Source organism: Burkholderia sp. MSMB1826 (assembly GCF_001526325.1).
In the GTDB taxonomy this organism is placed as follows: Bacteria; Pseudomonadota; Gammaproteobacteria; order Burkholderiales; family Burkholderiaceae; genus Burkholderia.
Genome location: NZ_LOYN01000030.1, coordinates 1 through 17,788 on the forward strand (window position 1 = coordinate 1; position 17,788 = coordinate 17,788).

The 17,788-nt window shown below is 67.2% G+C and carries 17 protein-coding genes; 5 read left to right on the top strand and 12 right to left on the bottom strand.

Features of this window, described 5'->3' with window-relative positions:
* From WS95_RS19440 to WS95_RS19470, 7 genes are all read right to left on the bottom strand, one after another.
* Nucleotides 1–400: beta-ketoacyl synthase N-terminal-like domain-containing protein (locus tag WS95_RS19440; RefSeq protein WP_306454118.1), on the bottom strand; the 400-nt coding region annotated here is incomplete at its 3' end.
* A gap of 291 nt (nucleotides 401–691) precedes the next feature.
* Complete coding sequence (gene phaP / locus WS95_RS19445; protein ID WP_059825123.1) at nucleotides 692–1,276, bottom strand: TIGR01841 family phasin; 585 nt, start codon at nucleotides 1,274–1,276, stop codon at nucleotides 692–694.
* Between the two features lie 497 nt (nucleotides 1,277–1,773).
* Nucleotides 1,774–2,538 (bottom strand): ParA family protein, encoded by a 765-nt coding sequence (locus WS95_RS19450; protein ID WP_034208399.1) that lies wholly within the window; start codon nucleotides 2,536–2,538, stop codon nucleotides 1,774–1,776.
* Nucleotides 2,539–2,651: 113 nt separating this feature from the next.
* Nucleotides 2,652–3,275 (bottom strand): DNA-3-methyladenine glycosylase, encoded by a 624-nt coding sequence (locus WS95_RS19455; protein WP_059825125.1) that lies wholly within the window; start codon nucleotides 3,273–3,275, stop codon nucleotides 2,652–2,654.
* Complete coding sequence (gene mug / locus WS95_RS19460; protein ID WP_059781485.1) at nucleotides 3,262–3,792, bottom strand: G/U mismatch-specific DNA glycosylase; 531 nt, start codon at nucleotides 3,790–3,792, stop codon at nucleotides 3,262–3,264. Before mug ends, WS95_RS19455 begins: the two co-directional genes overlap by 14 nt.
* Before the next feature lie 121 nt (nucleotides 3,793–3,913).
* Nucleotides 3,914–4,465 (bottom strand): single-stranded DNA-binding protein, encoded by a 552-nt coding sequence (locus tag WS95_RS19465; protein WP_034208402.1) that lies wholly within the window; start codon nucleotides 4,463–4,465, stop codon nucleotides 3,914–3,916.
* Nucleotides 4,466–4,568: 103 nt separating this feature from the next.
* Nucleotides 4,569–5,756 carry an MFS transporter gene (locus WS95_RS19470; protein WP_034208403.1) on the bottom strand — a complete coding sequence of 396 codons (1,188 nt, stop codon included), beginning with the start codon at nucleotides 5,754–5,756 and terminating at the stop codon, nucleotides 4,569–4,571.
* Nucleotides 5,757–6,019: 263 nt separating this feature from the next.
* Here WS95_RS19470 and uvrA point away from each other — a divergent pair, with 263 nt between their 5' ends.
* Entirely contained in the window at nucleotides 6,020–8,905 is a 2,886-nt protein-coding gene (gene uvrA / locus WS95_RS19475) for an excinuclease ABC subunit UvrA (RefSeq protein ID WP_059825128.1), read from the top strand.
* Between the two features lie 248 nt (nucleotides 8,906–9,153).
* Nucleotides 9,154–10,236, top strand: coding sequence for an AI-2E family transporter (locus WS95_RS19480; protein ID WP_034208405.1), 1,083 nt, complete (start codon nucleotides 9,154–9,156; stop codon nucleotides 10,234–10,236).
* Between the two features lie 91 nt (nucleotides 10,237–10,327).
* On the opposite strand, the gene purU is transcribed toward WS95_RS19480, so the two are convergent.
* From purU to WS95_RS19505, 5 genes are all read right to left on the bottom strand, one after another.
* Nucleotides 10,328–11,212 carry a formyltetrahydrofolate deformylase gene (gene purU / locus WS95_RS19485; RefSeq protein ID WP_059506669.1) on the bottom strand — a complete coding sequence of 295 codons (885 nt, stop codon included), beginning with the start codon at nucleotides 11,210–11,212 and terminating at the stop codon, nucleotides 10,328–10,330.
* A gap of 94 nt (nucleotides 11,213–11,306) precedes the next feature.
* Entirely contained in the window at nucleotides 11,307–12,164 is an 858-nt protein-coding gene (locus WS95_RS19490) for an NUDIX hydrolase (RefSeq protein ID WP_059825131.1), read from the bottom strand.
* A gap of 5 nt (nucleotides 12,165–12,169) precedes the next feature.
* Nucleotides 12,170–12,784 (bottom strand): LysE family translocator, encoded by a 615-nt coding sequence (locus WS95_RS19495; protein ID WP_059825133.1) that lies wholly within the window; start codon nucleotides 12,782–12,784, stop codon nucleotides 12,170–12,172.
* Between the two features lie 87 nt (nucleotides 12,785–12,871).
* On the bottom strand, nucleotides 12,872–13,438 hold the full coding sequence (locus WS95_RS19500; RefSeq protein ID WP_034208409.1) for an adenine phosphoribosyltransferase: 567 nt from the start codon (nucleotides 13,436–13,438) through the stop codon (nucleotides 12,872–12,874).
* 77 nt (nucleotides 13,439–13,515) lie between these two features.
* Complete coding sequence (locus WS95_RS19505; RefSeq protein ID WP_034208410.1) at nucleotides 13,516–15,522, bottom strand: monovalent cation:proton antiporter family protein; 2,007 nt, start codon at nucleotides 15,520–15,522, stop codon at nucleotides 13,516–13,518.
* A gap of 125 nt (nucleotides 15,523–15,647) precedes the next feature.
* Between WS95_RS19505 and kdsD the strand changes: the two genes are divergently transcribed.
* Genes kdsD through lptC form a run of 3 tightly spaced genes read left to right on the top strand, consistent with a single transcriptional unit; the run spans nucleotide 15,648 to nucleotide 17,785 of the window.
* On the top strand, nucleotides 15,648–16,631 hold the full coding sequence (kdsD, locus tag WS95_RS19510; RefSeq protein WP_034208411.1) for an arabinose 5-phosphate isomerase KdsD: 984 nt from the start codon (nucleotides 15,648–15,650) through the stop codon (nucleotides 16,629–16,631).
* Nucleotides 16,631–17,167, top strand: coding sequence for a KdsC family phosphatase (locus tag WS95_RS19515; protein ID WP_034208412.1), 537 nt, complete (start codon nucleotides 16,631–16,633; stop codon nucleotides 17,165–17,167). The genes kdsD and WS95_RS19515 overlap by 1 nt, the downstream gene beginning before the upstream one ends.
* Before the next feature lie 3 nt (nucleotides 17,168–17,170).
* A complete protein-coding gene (gene lptC / locus WS95_RS19520) occupies nucleotides 17,171–17,785 on the top strand; it encodes an LPS export ABC transporter periplasmic protein LptC (RefSeq protein ID WP_034208413.1) in 615 nt (204 codons plus the stop codon).
* Nucleotides 17,786–17,788: the final 3 nt, after the last annotated feature.

Genomic DNA, 17,788 nt, shown 5'->3' on the forward strand with positions numbered 1-17,788 from the left:
TCCGGAACCCGTCGCGCGAGCCCGGCAGCACGTGCGGCGCCGCGCTCATGTTCTCCTGGCCGCCCGCGACCACGATGTCCGCGTCGCCCGCGACGATCGCGTTCGCCGCCAGCATCACGGCCTTCAGGCCCGAGCCGCACACCTTGTTGATCGTCATCCCCGGCACGGCGCTCGGCAGCCCCGCCTTGATCAGCGACTGCCGCGCCGGGTTCTGCCCGGAGCCGGCCGTCAGCACCTGACCCATGATCACTTCGCTGACCTGCTCGGGCTTCACGCCCGCACGCTCCAGCACTGCGCGGATCACCGTCGCGCCCAATTCCGGCGCCGCAATCTTCGCCAGCGAGCCGCCGAATTTGCCGACCGCGGTCCGCGCGGCCGATACGATCACTACATCCGTCATGTTCAATCCCTGCATTGAAATCAGTTCGTCGTTCCGACGCCGGCACGAGGCGGCTGCACGTGGCGATGGCGTGCGTCGGGCCATCCGGCGCGAGCGCGGTCGCATGCCGCCGCGTGGCGGGCAGCATCCGTTCGCACCGGCGGCACGGCACACCGCGGCACGGGCAACCGTGCACGGTCGTCTTGCGGCGCACCGGGCGTTCGCCGGACCCCCGCGTGGCACACGCGGCGTCCGGCGCCATCCGGCGCCGGTCAATCGTGTCGCGCCTGCGCGCGACACGCACTCACGCGGTTACGCTGCCGATTCGCGCGCAGCCGCTGCGTCCTTGCGGGCAGCGGTCGCCGTCTGCTTGGCGCCGCGCGCGGCCGTTTCGCTGACCGCATCGAAGCCGCTCTGCGCCGCTTCGAGCGCCTGCCCCGTCGCCGCACGCACGGAGTCGGCCGCGGCGCTCGCCGCGGACAGCGCCGAATTCAGCGCGGCCACCACCGGCGCCGAGCCGGCCGGCGCATGCTTCGACAGTTCGCCGAGCACGTCCTTCAGACGCTTGTCGTTCTGCTCGTACTGCGCCTGCGCGACCTTCGCCCATTCGGACTGCGTCGACACCGCGATGTCGAACAGATGGCGGCCGTACGACACGACCTTGCCGGCCGCTTCCTGCGGCGCGGCCACCTGCTGCGCGAAGCCTGCGGCCGGGTTGTTGCCGTTGAACGCGTTCTTCAGCTTGTCCTCGTATTCCTCAAGCGCCGTCCGGGCCGCCTGCAGGTTGAGTTCGACGACGGCCTCGAAACCGTGGATCGCCGGACGGGCGATCGCGAACCAGGCGGCGATACCGGATTGATAATCGGCGGCGAGTTTTTCGGGGGCAAATACGGACATCGGGCACGCTCCTGTTAGCAATGCGAGAGACGACTTGAAGAAAAATGGAAGCTTGATCGGCAGCTGCTTCCTTATTGACAACCCGTCACCTTTTTGTGCACGGGCGGTTGAAGGAAGCCATTTTAGAGCGATTAATTGTCAATTAAGTGGCATTAATGATAGGTATAAACCCTTATTACCCTTTGGAGCGCCTGCCGAAGCCCCCGGCGCGTCGACGTCGTGGCCGTGATATCGCTTGCTCCGACCCGCAATGCTTTTTTACCTTTTTACAGCATAGCGCAACATGATGTCGCGCAATATTTACCAATTCATTATTCTGCTTATTAGAAAACCGGCCCTCATTGGAAATTCAGCGACCACCCATGTAACCGTTTTTCTGGATTCTTTATGAAATCGTTTTCTACATTATTAATACCGAATTCAATAATCGGATAAATTACGGGAGCGATAAAAGAGGCCGCTTGAAGCGGCTCCGGTCGACGCGGTCGGGCGCGGGATCAGCCCGCCAGTTCGCGATGCAGCGCGCGAAACTCCTGCGCCAGTTTGTGCGTCGGCTCGAGATGGATCACCGGCGTCGACTGCTGATGCGATTCGCGGATCTTCACCGACGCGGACAACCGCGACGCGAGTACCGGCAGCCCTTCGTCGACGAGCTCGTCGACCAGCCGTTGCGGCAGACTCGCGCGCGGCTGGAACTGGTTGATGACGATCCCTTCCACCTCGAGCGCCGCGTTGTGGTCCTGCTGGATTTCCTTCACGTTCTCGAGCAGCGTGTACAGCGCGCGGCGCGAGAAATCGTCGCAGTCGAACGGGATCAGGCAGCGCTCGACCGCGATCAGCGCCGAGCGCGTATAGAAATTCAGCGCGGGCGGCGTGTCGATGTACACGGCGTCGTACATGTCGAGCTCGTTCAGCGCGTCGCGCAGCTTGTAGATCTTGTAGCGCGATTCGAGCTTGCCGTGCAGCGTGTCGAGATCCGGATGCGCGGGCATCACGTCGAGCCCGTCGAACGGGGTCGCGTGGATGAACGACGCGATGTCGACCGGACGGAAGTTGAAGGTCAGCGCGGTTTCGAAGAAGCCGGCGACGCCCGGTTGCGCATCGGCCGCGGCGTCGCCGAGCAGATAGCGCGTCGAGTTCGCCTGCGCATCGAGATCGATGACGAGCGTGCGCAATCCTTCGCTCGCACTGATCGCCGCCAGGTTGCAGACGATCGTCGACTTGCCCACGCCGCCCTTCTGGTTGAATACGACCCGCCGCATGGTGTCCCCTCGATCGAAACGTCGAAACGGCCAGCTTAGCCGGTCAATCATGGCGGCCGCGTGACGCGGGTCGAATTGGGAGCGAAGTGGACGCGAACTGGGCGCGGCACCCGTCACGTGTGCGGCGCCGCGCCCGATACGTACCGGTTGCCGGGCACGCTCCACCGCCACGGCAGATCCTGGCCGACGCGAATGCCGATGCGCGGCCCGCCCGCCAGATCCGCGGCCGGCGCCATCCCGTCGTCGACGATCGCGAACCCGTCATGCGCGCCGACCAGGTCGACGCCATCCTGCGCACCGCCGATCCCCATCGCCTGCGTCAACCGCGCCGGCCCGCGGCACAGGTCGCGATCGCGCGTGCGCGGCGGCCGCGCCGCACGCATCCGTTCGAGCCCGTGCAGCGGCTCCAGCGCGCGGATCAGCACGCCCGTTCCCGCGCCGTCCGGGCCGCACACGCAGTTGCAGCACCAGTGCATGCCGTACGTGAAATAAACGTAGAAGTGCCCGGGCGGCCCGAACATCGTCGCATTGCGCGGCGTCTTGCCGCGATAGGTGTGCGCGGCCGGATCGAGCGCGCCCGCATACGCTTCCACTTCGACGATGCGGCCGGCCCGGCCGTCCGCGGCCGCGAGGATCTTGTTGAGCAGTTGCGGCGCCACCTCGGTGGCCATGCGGTTGAAGAATGCGCGCGGCACGATGGTGCCTGGCCATGGATCCGCGGTCTTACTGCGTCGCATCGTGCTTCTCTGCCGTCGCCACGAGACGAAGCTCACGATACGCATCGACCAGATCGTCGAGCGCGAATGCGAGGTTTCTCCCGCTGGGGTTGGGCAGCACCCACACCCGCGCTTGCCGGATGCGCGATGGCTGCGAACCCCACGCGACTTCGCGCTGCCCCGACAGCGCCGAATACGCTGCCTTGCCGAGAAACGCGACGAAGCGCGGTGCATGCTGCGCGACCTTCCGTTCGAACGCGGCGGCCGCGGCCACGAATTCCGCGCGCGAGAGCTGATCGGCACGCGCGGTGGGCCGCGGCACCACGGTCGTCAGCCCGCAGCCGTAACCGAGTATCGCGCGATCGTCCCGCGGCGCAAGTTCCATCGGCGTGAAACCCGCGAGATGGATCACGCGCCAGAAGCGGTTGTTTCTCCCCGCGAAGTGATGGCCGCTCGCGGCCGCGATCAGGCCGGGATTGATCCCGCAGAACAGGACGTCGAGACGGGGAGCGATGAGGTCGGGAAGTGCGTCAGCCACGTTTCGTCCCGAGCGCGACGGGTATGCGCGACGTAAACGAAGCAAGGCCCGAAAACCCGGGCCAAGCGACTGGCTTGACGCGGACATTCGGGCCCATCGTGATGCGGTGTGCGACTTGCGATCAGAACGGAATATCGTCGTCCATCTCGTCGAAGCCGCCGCCTGCCGGCGCGCTCGGACGGCTCTGGCCGCCGCCACCCGCACCGCCACGCGCCGCGCCGCCAGCACGGCCGCCGCCACCACCGCGCTCCGCCTGCTCGCCGCGACCGCCGCCACCACCACCGTAGCCGCCGCCATAACCGCCTTCGTCACCGCCGCCACCGCCGCCGCCCGAACCACCACGGCCGCCGAGCATCTGCATCTGTTCGGCGACGATTTCGGTCGAGTAACGGTCCTGGCCGTCCTGACCCTGCCACTTGCGCGTACGGATGCGGCCTTCGATATAGACCGACGAACCCTTCTTCAGGTATTCGCTGACGATTTCCGCCAGACGGCCGAAGAACGCGACGCGGTGCCATTCGGTCATTTCCTTGAAATCGCCGCTCGCCTTGTCCTTGTAGCGATCGGTCGTCGCGAGACGGATGTTCGCAACCGCGTCGCCGCTCGGCAGGTAACGGACTTCAGGATCGGCGCCGAGATTGCCGACGAGGATGACCTTGTTGACGGATGCCATGTGTTTCTCCAGTAAATTCGATGCGGGGCCGCCCGCGAAAGCCGTCCGAGCGGCCCGCCGGGCTAGCCGGCGAACGCCGCCCGCGCCTGCCCGACGATCAGATTCAGGCCTTGCGCGGCGGCGCTTTCATGCTGGCCGCGATTATAAGCCACGCGGCAACGAGCCCCGAACACGTGTAGAACACCGTATTCGCGCCGCCGTGCTTGAGCAGCCAGCCGCCCACGATGCCGCCGAGCGCGAGCCCGACCGACTGCGTGGTGTTGTAGACACCCGTGGCCGCGCCCTTGCGCGAACCCGGCGCGAGCTTCGACACGAGCGACGGCTGCGACGCTTCCAGGATGTTGAACCCGAGGAAGTACACGAACAGGATCGCCGCCACAATCAGAATGGTATGCGGTGCGCTGCCGAGCAACAATTGGCCGATCAGGATAGCCAGAATGCCGCCGAGCAGCACCGGCTTCATCTTGCCCCGCTTTTCCGCGACGATGATCGCCGGCACCATCATCACGAACGCGAGCCCCATCACCGGCAGGTAGACCTTCCAGTGCGCGGCGACCGGCAGCCCGCCGTCCACCAGCAGGCGCGGCACGACGAGGAACAGCGCCGTCTGCGTCGCATGCAGCACCAGCACGCCGAAGTTCAGGCGCAGCAGCTCGGCGTTGTGCAGCACCTCGGCGAACGGCGCGGGCACGTGCACGGGCTTGGCCGCGTCGGGCACGATCCACAGCACGACGCCGATCGCGAGGATCGACAGCACGCCGACGATCGCGAACAGCCCGCTCATCCCGACCCAGTGGAACACGATCGGCGCACCGACGATCGCGACCGCGAACGACACGCCGATCGAGCCGCCGACCATCGCCATCGCCTTCGTGCGGTTCTGCTCGGAGGTCAGGTCGGCGATGAACGCGAGCACCGCGGACGACACCGCGCCCATCCCCTGGATCACGCGGCCGACGATGATCCACGTGATGTCGTGCGCGAACGCGGCGACGAAGCTGCCGAGCGCGAAGATCACGAGGCCCGTGGCGATCACCGGCTTGCGGCCGAACTTGTCGGACGCCCAGCCGTAGAAGATGTAGAACAGTGACTGCGTGACGCCGTAGGCCCCGAGCGCGACCCCGACGAGCAGCACGTTGTCGCCGCCCGGGATGGTTTTCGCGTAGACCGAGAACACCGGCATGATCATGAACAGGCCGAGCATGCGCAGCGCGAAGATCGCCGCGAGCGACGTGGTCGCGCGCAGTTCGGGCGCGGTCATGCGGGAAGACGTGGCAGACGGATTGGACATCGGGAATGAATTTCGAATGATCGGAATGTCCGCCCGGCAGCGGGCGGCGGAAGATCAGGACCGGCGGCCTGGCGGCCTTTCGGGCGACACGTCGGGGCCGGATGCAGGCGGCCCGCGGGCCGCCCGGAACGTGCGGCGCGACCGCTTTCCCCGGCGCAGGCGTCGCCTTGCTGCCACCTGCTGTAAAGGCTGAGGGCCGTAAACGACGGTCTCGAAAAGCCGTTATAGTAGCAGGTTTGGTTCCCTCCATTTTCGCCAGGTTCATGGAACAGATCCGCATCCGTGGGGCACGCACCCACAACCTGAAAAACGTCAATCTCGACCTGCCGCGCCACAAGCTGGTCGTGATTACCGGGTTGTCCGGATCGGGCAAGTCGTCGCTCGCGTTCGACACCCTTTATGCCGAAGGCCAGCGCCGCTACGTGGAAAGCCTGTCCGCATACGCCCGCCAGTTCCTGCAACTGATGGAGAAGCCCGACGTCGACCTGATCGAGGGGCTGTCGCCGGCGATCTCGATCGAGCAGAAGGCAACGTCCCACAATCCGCGTTCGACCGTCGGCACGGTCACCGAAATCCACGACTACCTGCGGCTTTTGTACGCACGTGTCGGCACGCCGTACTGCCCCGACCACGACATCCCGCTCGAGGCGCAGAGCGTGTCGCAGATGGTCGACGCGGCGCTCGCGCTGCCCGAGGAAACCAAGCTGATGATCCTCGCGCCGGTCGTCGCGAACCGCAAGGGCGAGCACGCCGAGCTGTTCGAGGAGATGCAGGCGCAGGGCTTCGTGCGCTTTCGCGTGCGCTCGGGCGGCGGCGCCGCGAACGAAGGCGTCGCGAAGATCTACGAGGTCGAGTCGCTGCCGAAGCTGAAGAAGAACGACAAGCACACGATCGACGTCGTCGTCGATCGCCTGAAGGTGCGCCCGGACATGAAGCAGCGGCTCGCCGAATCGTTCGAGACGGCGCTGCGCCTCGCCGACGGCCGGGCGATCGCGCTCGAGATGGATACCGACCGCGAGCACCTGTTCAGCTCGAAGTTCGCGTGCCCGGTCTGCTCGTACTCGCTGCAGGAGCTCGAGCCGCGCCTGTTCTCGTTCAACAACCCGATGGGCGCGTGCCCGGAATGCGACGGCCTCGGTCAGATCACGTTCTTCGACCCGAAGCGGGTCGTCGCGCACCCGTCGCTGTCGCTCGCCGCCGGCGCCGTGAAGGGCTGGGACCGCCGCAACCAGTTCTACTTCCAGATGCTGCAGAGCCTCGCGGCCTTCTACGAATTCGACATCGACGCCGCGTTCGAGGATCTGCCCGAAAAGATCCGGAAGGTGCTGCTGTTTGGCTCCGGCAAGCAGACGATCCCGTTCTCGTACATCAACGAGCGCGGCCGCACGACGATCCGCGAGCACGTGTTCGAAGGGATCATCCCGAATCTCGAACGCCGCTACCGCGAGACCGATTCGGTCGCGGTGCGCGAAGAGCTGTCGAAATACCAGAACAACCAGCCGTGCCCGTCTTGCGACGGCACGCGCCTGCGCCGCGAGGCGCGCCACGTGCGGATCGGCACCGGCGACCACGCGCGCGGCATCTATGAAATCAGCGGCTGGCCGCTGCGCGACGCGCTCGGCTATTTCGACGGGCTGACGCTCGAAGGCGCGAAGCGCGAGATCGCCGACAAGGTGATCAAGGAAATCGTCGCGCGCCTGACGTTCCTGAACAACGTCGGTCTCGATTACCTGTCGCTCGAGCGCAGCGCCGAAACGCTGTCGGGCGGCGAGGCGCAGCGGATCCGGCTCGCATCGCAGATCGGCTCGGGCCTCACGGGCGTGATGTACGTGCTCGACGAGCCGTCGATCGGGCTGCACCAGCGCGACAACGACCGCCTGATCGCGACGCTCAAGCATCTGCGCGACCTCGGCAACTCGGTGATCGTCGTCGAGCACGACGAGGACATGATCCGCACGGCCGACTACGTCGTCGACATGGGCCCCGGCGCGGGCGAGCACGGCGGCATCGTGGTCGCCGAAGGCACGCCGAAGCAGGTGCAGTCGAACCCGCAATCGCTGACCGGCCAGTATCTGGTCGGCAAGCGCGTCATCGAGTACCCGGACGAGCGGCTCGCGCCCGATCCGGAACGGATGCTGCGCATCGTCGACGCGCACGGCAACAACCTGAAGCACGTCGATCTCGAACTGCCGGTCGGGCTGCTGACCTGCATCACCGGCGTGTCGGGCTCCGGCAAGTCGACGCTGATCAACGACACGCTGTATCACGCGGTCGCGCGCCACCTGTACGGTTCGGCTGCCGAGCCGGCGCCGCACGAGGCAATCGAGGGCCTCGAGCACTTCGACAAGGTGATCAACGTCGACCAGTCGCCGATCGGCCGCACGCCGCGCTCGAACCCGGCCACGTACACGGGCCTGTTCACGCCGATCCGCGAGCTGTTCTCGGGCGTGCCGACCGCGAAGGAGCGCGGCTACGATCCGGGCCGCTTCTCGTTCAACGTGAAAGGCGGCCGCTGCGAATCGTGCCAGGGCGACGGCGTGCTGAAGGTCGAGATGCACTTCCTGCCGGACGTCTACGTGCCGTGCGACGTGTGCCACGGCAAGCGCTACAACCGCGAAACGCTCGAAGTGCAATACAAGGGCAAGAACATCAGCGAAGTGCTCGACATGACGGTCGAGCACGCGTACGAGTTCTTCAGCGCGGTGCCGGTCATCGCGCGCAAGCTGAAGACGCTGCTCGACGTCGGCCTCGGCTACATCCGCCTCGGCCAGTCGGCCACGACGCTGTCGGGCGGCGAGGCGCAGCGCGTGAAGCTGTCGCTGGAGCTGAGCAAGCGCGACACCGGCCGCACACTGTATATCCTCGACGAGCCGACCACCGGCCTGCACTTCCACGACATCGCGCTGCTGCTGGAAGTGATCCACCGGCTGCGCGACCAGGGCAACACGGTCGTGATCATCGAGCACAACCTCGACGTGATCAAGACGGCCGACTGGGTGATCGACCTCGGCCCCGAAGGCGGCGCCGGCGGCGGCCAGATCATCGCGCAGGGCACGCCCGAACAGGTCGCGAAGACGAAGGCGAGCTTCACCGGCAAGTACCTCGCGCCGCTGCTCAAGCGGCCGACCCGCAAAGTCGCGGCCGGCTGACCCCGTTCCGCCGGTTCCGCCCTTTCCCGCGCGCGGCGGCCCGGCCGCGCGCGCGTCGACGGCAGGCCGCCCCCTCGTTTTCCCTTCTGCGTTTACACCACGCGCCAAACGGCCCGTTTGCGGACCATAATGGCAGCTATACTTTACGGTCGTAAGGTTCGCCGTCCGCACCAATCCGGTGCGGCATCGGGCGACCGGCGCTCTGCCTCGCACTGCGCGGCCCGACACACCGACGACAGGAATCCACGATGGAGAAGCAACAAGAGTCGCGCGACACGCAGAACCGCGAGCCGCACCTGCGCAGTGTGCGGCTGACGAGCGACTTGAGCCTGCCGAAGCTGTCGGCGCTCGAGATCGGCAGCTACCTCTTCGCGCTCGCCATGATGTGGCTCGTCCTCGAGCTCCGGCTGCTCGGCGGGATGCTGGCCGGCCTGCTCGTCTATCAGCTGATCCACACGATCGCGCCCGTGATCGAACGCCATACCACCAGCATGCGCGCGCGGTGGGTCGCCGTCGTGCTGCTGTCGATCGCGATCGTCGGCGGGCTCACCGGCCTGACGATCGGCATCATCGAGCATTTCGAGCACACGGTGCCGAACCTGCAGAGCCTGCTCGACCAGTTGATGCAGATCGTCGAACAGACGCGCGCACGCACGCCGGCGTGGATCGCCAATCTGCTGCCCGTCGACGTCGAACAGATGAAGACGAAGGCGGCCGTGCTGATGCATTCGCACATGGACCAGCTCCAGCAAAGCGGCAAGAGCGTCGCGCGCGGCTTCGGCCACGTGCTGTTCGGGATGATCATCGGCGCGATGATCGCGATCGGCGTCGAGCAGGGCAAGGTGCGCCGGCCGCTGTCGACCGCGCTCGTCACGCGCGTGTCGCGCTTCGCCGATGCGTTCCGCCGCATCGTGTTCGCGCAGATCAAGATCTCCGCGATCAACGCGGCCTTCACCGGCATCTACCTGCTCGTCGCGCTGCCGATCTTCCACCAGCGGCTGCCGCTGTCGAAAACGCTCGTGCTGGTCACGTTCATCGTCGGCCTGCTGCCGGTGATCGGCAACCTGATCTCGAACACGCTGATCGTCGCGGTGTCGCTGTCGGTCAGCATGGGCACCGCGATCGCGTCGCTCGCGTTCCTCGTGATCATCCACAAGCTCGAATATTTCCTGAACGCGAAGATCATCGGCGGCCAGATCGAGTCGCGCGCGTGGGAGCTGCTGCTCGCGATGCTGATCATGGAAGCCGCGTTCGGGCTGCCGGGCGTGATCGCCGCGCCGATCTTCTATGCGTACCTGAAACGCGAGCTGCACCTGCTGCGGCTGATCTGAAGCCGCCCGCTCGCCGACGGCGATAAAAAAACGCCGCGCCCCGAAGGGCGCGGCGTTTTTGCTCGTGGGGCCGGCCTTTCGGGCCGGCGGATCAGCGGAACACGACCGTCTTCGTCCCGTTCAGCACGATCCGGTGCTCGACATGCCACTTCACCGCGCGCGCGAGCGTCACGCACTCGACGTCGCGGCCGATCGCGGTCAGTTGGTCGGGCGTCATGCTGTGGTCGACGCGCTCGACTTCCTGCTCGATGATCGGGCCTTCGTCGAGATCGGTCGTCACGTAGTGCGCGGTCGCGCCGATCAGCTTCACGCCGCGGTCGAACGCTTGGTAGTAAGGCTTCGCGCCCTTGAAGCTCGGCAGGAACGAATGGTGGATGTTGATCGCGCGCCCGGCGAGCTGCTCGCACATGTTCGGCGACAGGATCTGCATGTAGCGCGCGAGCACGACGAGATCGGCCTGATGCTCGTCGATCACTTCCAGCACGCGCGCTTCCTGCGCCGCCTTCGCGGCATCGGACGAACCGCCGACCAGCGGGAAGTGATGGAACGGAATGTTGTAGCTCGCGGCGAGCTGGTAGAACTCCTTGTGATTCGACACGATCGCCGGAATCTCGATCGGCAACTGGCCGGTGCGATAGCGGAACAGCAGGTCGTTCAGGCAGTGGCCGATCTTCGACACCATGATCACGACGCGCGGCTTCACGGCCGCATCGTGCAGCTCCCAGCGCATCGAGAACTGTTCGGCGAGCGGCGCGAATTCCTTGCGAAGCGTGTCGAGCGCCGACGCGGCATCCACGCCGCCGCCGTCCTGCTCGAAGTGCACGCGCATGAAGAACTCGCCGGTGCGGCTGTCGCCGAACTGCGCGGAATCGAGGATGTTGTTGCTGCGCTCGAACAGGAAGCCCGAGACCGCATGGACGATGCCGTGCCGGTCGGGGCACGACAGTTTCAAGATAAAGCTGTGATCGGTCGGCATGACCGCTACTCCCTTCGTTTCGGTATTCGTCAAATTGGCGCTCGTTCGGCCGCACCGCGCGCCACGCGCACGCGCAGGCCCCGCATGGGGCGCGCTATGCGGCCGCCGTGAACAGCGCGTCGATGTCCGCGGCGTCGGCCGCCGCCAGCCAGCGATGGCGCAGCAACGTGTCGAGCATCGCGAGGCTCGCGTCCATCGTCGCGCGGCCTTCGCGCAGCCAGGCAATCACTTCGGGCACGCCGGCCAGCAGATGCTCGGCCACTTCGCCGTCGTGGTTGTGCGGCGCGAAGTCGCGCGGCAGCGGCAGGTCGTACACGAAGATCAGTTCGGACTGCGTGCCTTCCGGCAGCGAGCACAACACCTGCACTGCCCGGCCCGCAATCGCGCGTGCCGCGAGTTCCGCCGGCATGCCAGCCTCTTCCCAGCACTCCTTGATGAGCGTCTCGTGAACGCCCAGGCCCCAGCCGATGCCGCCCGCGACGACGTTGTCGAGCATGCCGGGGTCGGTGGCCTTGGTCGCGCTGCGGCGGCCGAGCCACATTTGCGGTGCGGCGGGCGACCCCGGTGCAACCGCATATTCTACGATGCCGTTCAGGTGCACCGCATAGGTCTGCGTGCCGAAGAAGCGCGACGCGGCGCGCTCGATGTAGGCGAGCGGCGGATCGTCGAAGCGATTGCGGATCGCGTAGATCTCGTCGCGCCAGCCGGGAATCGCGCCTTCGGCGGCGAGCGCGCCGATCGCGCCGGCCAGCGCCATGCTGCGCGCGTCGACCGAATCGTAGCGCGCCGACAGCACGACCCGCTCGCCGGTCAGCTCGAACACGTCGGGCCAGCGCGCGAGCCTGGCGACGTCCCGGCGGCGCACCCAGCCGACCGCCTGGCCGGCGATCTCGAAACGCAGGTGCGCGGCCGGATCGAAGCGGCGCGCGGCCGCGATGCACGGAAACGTCATCGCGCTCAATCCTTCAGCGCGACGCGAATGCCGATCGCGATGAACGTCGCGCCGGCGATCCGGTCGAGCCACACGCCGACCTTCGGGCGACGCTTCAGCCACGCGCCGATCATGCCCGCGCCGACGCCGAACAGCGAGAAGACCGCGGCCGTCTGCAGCATGAACAGCGCGCCGAGCTCGAACATCTGCAGCGTCACGCCCTGCGCGCCGTGCGGATCGACGAACTGCGGCAGGAACACGACGAAGAACAGCGTGACCTTCGGGTTCATCAGGTTGCCGATCACGCTCTGCCGGAAAATCGCGCCGAGCGGCTGCGGCGGGCGCGCATGCGCGTTCGCGAGGCCCTGGCTGCGCAGCGCCTTGATGCCGATCCACACGAGGTACGCGGCGCCCGCGAGCTTCAGGATCTGGAACGCGACCGGCGACGAACGCAGCACGGCCGCGACGCCGAGCGCCGCGAGCGTCGTGTGGAACAGGATCCCCGCCGTGAAGCCGAGCGCGGCGACGAAGCCGGCCGCGCGGCCCTGCGAGATGCCGCGTGCGAGCACCTGCAGGTTGTCGGGCCCCGGCGCGAACGTGATCGCGATCGACGTGGCGAGAAACAGCATGAAGTTGGGCATCGTGACCTCGCTGCGTAACGTGAGCCAAGCGTGAACCAGGCGTGAACCCGCGCAAGCCGGGGCGGCAAGCCGCGGCCGGACCGGCGTTCAGTGGCCGGGGAATTCGGTAACGGTATAGACGGGCAGGCCGGCATTGCGCAGCAGCGCCGAGCCGCCGAGATCCGGCAGGTCGATGATCGCCGCGCCTTCGACGACCACCGCGCCGAGCCGCTGCAGCAGGTTGCGCCCCGCCATCATCGTGCCTCCGGTCGCGATCAGGTCGTCCATGATGATCACGCGGTCGCCGGGGCGGCACGCATCTTCGTGGATCTCGACCGTCGCGCTGCCGTATTCGAGGTCGTACGATTCCGAACGGGTCTTGTACGGCAGCTTGCCGACCTTGCGGATCGGCACGAAGCCGACGCTCAGCTCGTACGCGACGATCGGCGCGATGATGAAGCCGCGCGCGTCGAGGCCCGCGACGTAATCGAGCTTCGCATCGACATAGCGTTCGACGAACAGGTCGACGAGGATGCGCAGCGCCTTCGGGCTCTGCAGCAGCGTCGTGATGTCGCGGAACTGCACGCCCGGCTGCGGCCAGTCGGGCACCGTGCGGATCTGGCTGTGGATGAAGGCGACCGGATCGAGCGGTGCGCCCGACGACGAATGCGGCATGAAACTCTCCGAAAAAAACGGTGCGCGAAGATCGGGCACCGTTTCTGATCAATACGGGTCAGGTTGTGATTCGCGGCTCACGCAGCCGCGGCCGGCGGATCGCGCCGATGGCGCGACAACCGCTCCTCCGCGAGCGCGAGCGCCTCGGGCAACCCGCGCAGCACCACGATGTCGCTCGCGCGCAGCTTGGTCTGCGGATCGGGTTCGACGCCGCGGATGCCGTGCCGGCGGATCGCCGTGACTTCCAGCCCGAGCGCGTACAGCCCGAGCTCTTCCAGCGAACGCCCGACCGCGTCCGCGCGCGCGTCGACCGGCACCGATTGTAGCCGCACCTGCTCGTGATCGTCGTCGTCCGCGTCGTCCGCGCCGCGGAAATAGCCGCGCAGCAGGCTGTAGCGCTCGTCGCGCATCTCCTCGACGCGCCGCACGACCTTGCGCATCGGCACGCCGACCAGCACCAGCGTATGCGACGCGAGCATCAGGCTGCCCTCGACGATCTCCGGAATCACCTCGGTCGCGCCGGCCGCGAGCAGCTTCTCCAGATCGGCATCGTCGACGGTGCGCACGATCGCCGGCAGCGTCGGCTCGAGCTCGTGCACGTGGTGCAGCACCCGCAGCGCGGACGGCGTGTTCGCGTAGGTGATCGCGACGGCCGCCGCACGGTGGATACCGGCCGCGAGCAGCGACTCGCGGCGCGCCGCGTCGCCGAACACGACCGATTCGCCGGCCGTCGCGGCCGCGCTCACGCGATCGGGATCGAGGTCGAGCGCGACGTACGAAATGCCTTCCTGCTCGAGCATGCGCGCCAGGTTCTGCCCCGCGCGGCCATAGCCGCAGATGATCACGTGGCCGCGCTGCTTGAGGCTTTGCGTCGCGATCCGCGTCATCTGCAGCGATTGCTGCATCCACTCCGTCGACGACAGCCGCATCACGATGCGGTCGGCGTTCTGGATCAGGAACGGCGCGGCGAGCATCGACAGCAGCATCGACGCGAGGATCGCCTGCAGCAGCGTCGAATCGACGAGATGCCGGTCGAGGATCAGGTTCAGCAGCACGAAGCCGAATTCGCCGGCCTGCGCGAGGCCGATCCCCGTGCGCATCGCAACGCCCGGCGTCGCGCCGAACAGCCGTGCGAGCCCCGCGATCATCGTCGCCTTGAACAGGATCTGCCCGACGAAAAAGCCGAGCACGATCAACGGATGCTCCCAGATCACGCGCGGGTCGAGCAGCATCCCCGTCGTCACGAAGAACAGGCCGAGCAGCACGTCGCGGAACGGCTTGATGTCCTCTTCCACCTGATGGCGGAACGGCGTCTCGGAAATGAGCATCCCCGCGATGAACGCGCCGAGCGCGAGCGACAGGCCGAAGCGGTCGGTGACGAACGCGGCGCCGAGCGTGACGAGCAGCAGGTTCAGTACGAACAGCTCCTGCGAGCGGCGCCGCGCGACGACGTTGAGCCAGCGCGTCATGAAACGCTGGCCGATGACCAGCAGCAGCGTGAGCGCGATCACGATCTTGAGCGCCGCGAAGCCGAGCGTGATCGCGAGGTCCTTCGACGATTCGGCGCCGAACGCGGCGATCACGATCAGCAGCGGCACGACCGCGAGATCCTGGAACAGCAGCACGCCGAAGATGTTGCGGCCGTGCTCCGTCTCGATCTCGAGCCGCTCGGCGAGCATCTTCGACACGATCGCCGTCGACGACATCGCGAGCGCGCCGCCGAGCGCGATGCTGCCCTGCCACGTGATGTGCACCCAACGCTCGAACAGCACGCCGAGCACGAGCGCGAGCACGAGGGTCGCGACGACCTGCAGCAGGCCGAGCCCGAACACGAGCCGCTGCATCGCCCTCAGCTTCGCGAGCGAGAATTCGAGGCCGATCGAAAACATCAGGAACACCACGCCGAACTCCGCGAGGTGCTCGGCCCGTTCGAGATCCGCCGCGACGCCGAACGCGTGCGGGCCGACCAGGATGCCGACGGTCAGGTAGCCGAGCATCGGCGGCAGGTTCAGCGAGCGGAATACGACGACGCCCACCACCGAGGCCAGCAGCAGCAGCAGGGTCATTTCGAGCGGGGAAATCACAGGCGAAGCGTCCTCGTTCGTCGGGGCCACGGCAATGCGGGCGCGGGTGGTGGCGGTGGACACGCGACATCGGACGAGTCCGAAGGCGCGGCGCGGCGAACAAACGCCTTTGCTATACTCCGCGCATGATAGCGAAAATCAATGATGATCGGGCGCTCGCGCTCGCCCGCGACGTGCTCGACATCGAGGCGGACGCCGTGCGCGCGCTGCGCGACCAGCTCGACGGCAGCTTCGTCCAGGCCGTTGCGCTGCTGCTCGGCTGCCGCGGCCGCGTCGTGGTCTCCGGGATCGGCAAATCGGGGCATATCGCCCGCAAGATCGCGGCCACGCTGGCCAGCACCGGTACGCCGGCCTTCTTCGTCCACCCTGCCGAGGCCAGCCACGGCGACCTCGGGATGGTCACCTCCGACGACGTCTTCATCGGCATCTCCTATTCCGGCGAATCGGAAGAACTCGTCGCGATCCTGCCGCTCGTGAAGCGGATCGGCGCGAAGCTGATCGCGATCACGGGCCGCGCGGGGTCGAGCCTCGGCACGCTCGCCGACGTGAACCTGAACGCCGCGGTGTCGAAGGAAGCGTGCCCGCTGAACCTTGCGCCCACCGCGAGCACGACCGCCGCGCTCGCGCTCGGCGATGCGCTCGCCGTCGCCGTGCTCGATGCGCGCGGCTTCGGCTCGGAAGATTTCGCGCGCTCGCATCCGGGCGGCGCGCTCGGCCGGCGCCTGCTCACCTACGTGCGCGACGTGATGCGCTCGGGCGACGACGTCCCCTCCGTCGGGCTGAACGCGACGCTGTCGGACGCGCTGTTCCAGATCACCGCGAAGCGCCTCGGCATGACGGCCGTGGTCGACGCCGACGGCAAGGTCGTCGGCATCTTCACGGACGGCGACCTGCGCCGCGTGCTCGCGCGCGACGGCGACTTCCGCACGCTGCCGATCACCGAAGTCATGACGCGCGACCCGCGCACGATCGCGCCGGATCACCTGGCGGTCGAGGCCGTGGAACTGATGGAGCGCCACCGGATCAACCAGATGCTGGTCGTCGATGCCGACGGCGCGCTGATCGGCGCGCTGAACATGCACGACCTGTTTTCGAAGAAGGTGATCTGATGAGCGCAGCGCTGACTGCGGCCGAACGCGCGAGCCGCGTGAAGCTGATGATTTTCGACGTCGACGGCGTACTGACCGACGGCGGCCTGTTGTTTACAGCGGCCGGCGACGCGATGAAGTCGTTCAATTCGCTCGACGGCCACGGCGTGAAGCTGCTCGGCGAAGCCGGCATCGCGACCGCGATCATCACGGGCCGCCGCTCGGACATCGTCGCGTCGCGCGCGAAGGAAATGAAGATCGCGCACCTGTTCCAGGGCGTCGAGAACAAGCTCGCCGTGTTCGCCGACCTGATCGCGTCGCTCGGCCTGACGGCCGACGCATGCGGCTACATGGGCGACGACTGGCCCGATCTGCCGGTCATGCTGCGCTGCGGCTTCGCGACGGCCCCCGCGAACGCGCACCCCGAGGTGATCGCCCGTGCGCACTGGGTCGCCGAAGCCCGCGGCGGCCACGGCGCCGTGCGCGAGGTCTGCGATGCGATCCTGCGCGCACAGCGCCGCTACGACGCGCTGCTCGCCGCCGCCTGCGGAGCCTGACCGATGAGCACGCATTTCCGCTGGACCCAGCTGCTGCCGCTCGCCGCGGTCGCCGCGCTCGCGGGCGTCACCTGGTGGCTGCTGCAGGCCACGCTGCCGCCGCCCGGCGAGGGCGTCGCGCAGCCGAAGCGCCATACGCCCGACTATTTCGCGGACAACTTCTCGGTCACCGAGCTCGACCAGTCCGGCACGACCCAGTACCGGCTGACGGCCGCGAAGCTGGTCCATTACGAAGACACCGAAAGCAGCGACCTGACCGATCCGGCCATGCGCGCGTTCCAGCCCGGCAAGCCCGTCGTGACGACCACCGCGAAGCGCGGCACCGTCAACGGCGACGTGTCGATCGTCGATTTGTACGACGATGCGCGGATCCTGCGCGCGGCCGGCGGCGGCGATCCGCAGATGCAGGCCGATTCCCAGCATTTCCGGATCTTCGTCAATGACGATGTGATCCAGACCGAAAAGCCGGTTAAACTTCAGCGCGGCCTGTCGCTCGTCAACGCGACCGACGGCATGAAGTACAACAACGTCACCCGGGTCATCGAGCTTTACGGCAACGTGCGCGGCACGATCGCCGCGGCGGACACGTCCGGCGGCTCGAAAGGTCAACCCAAGTGACGC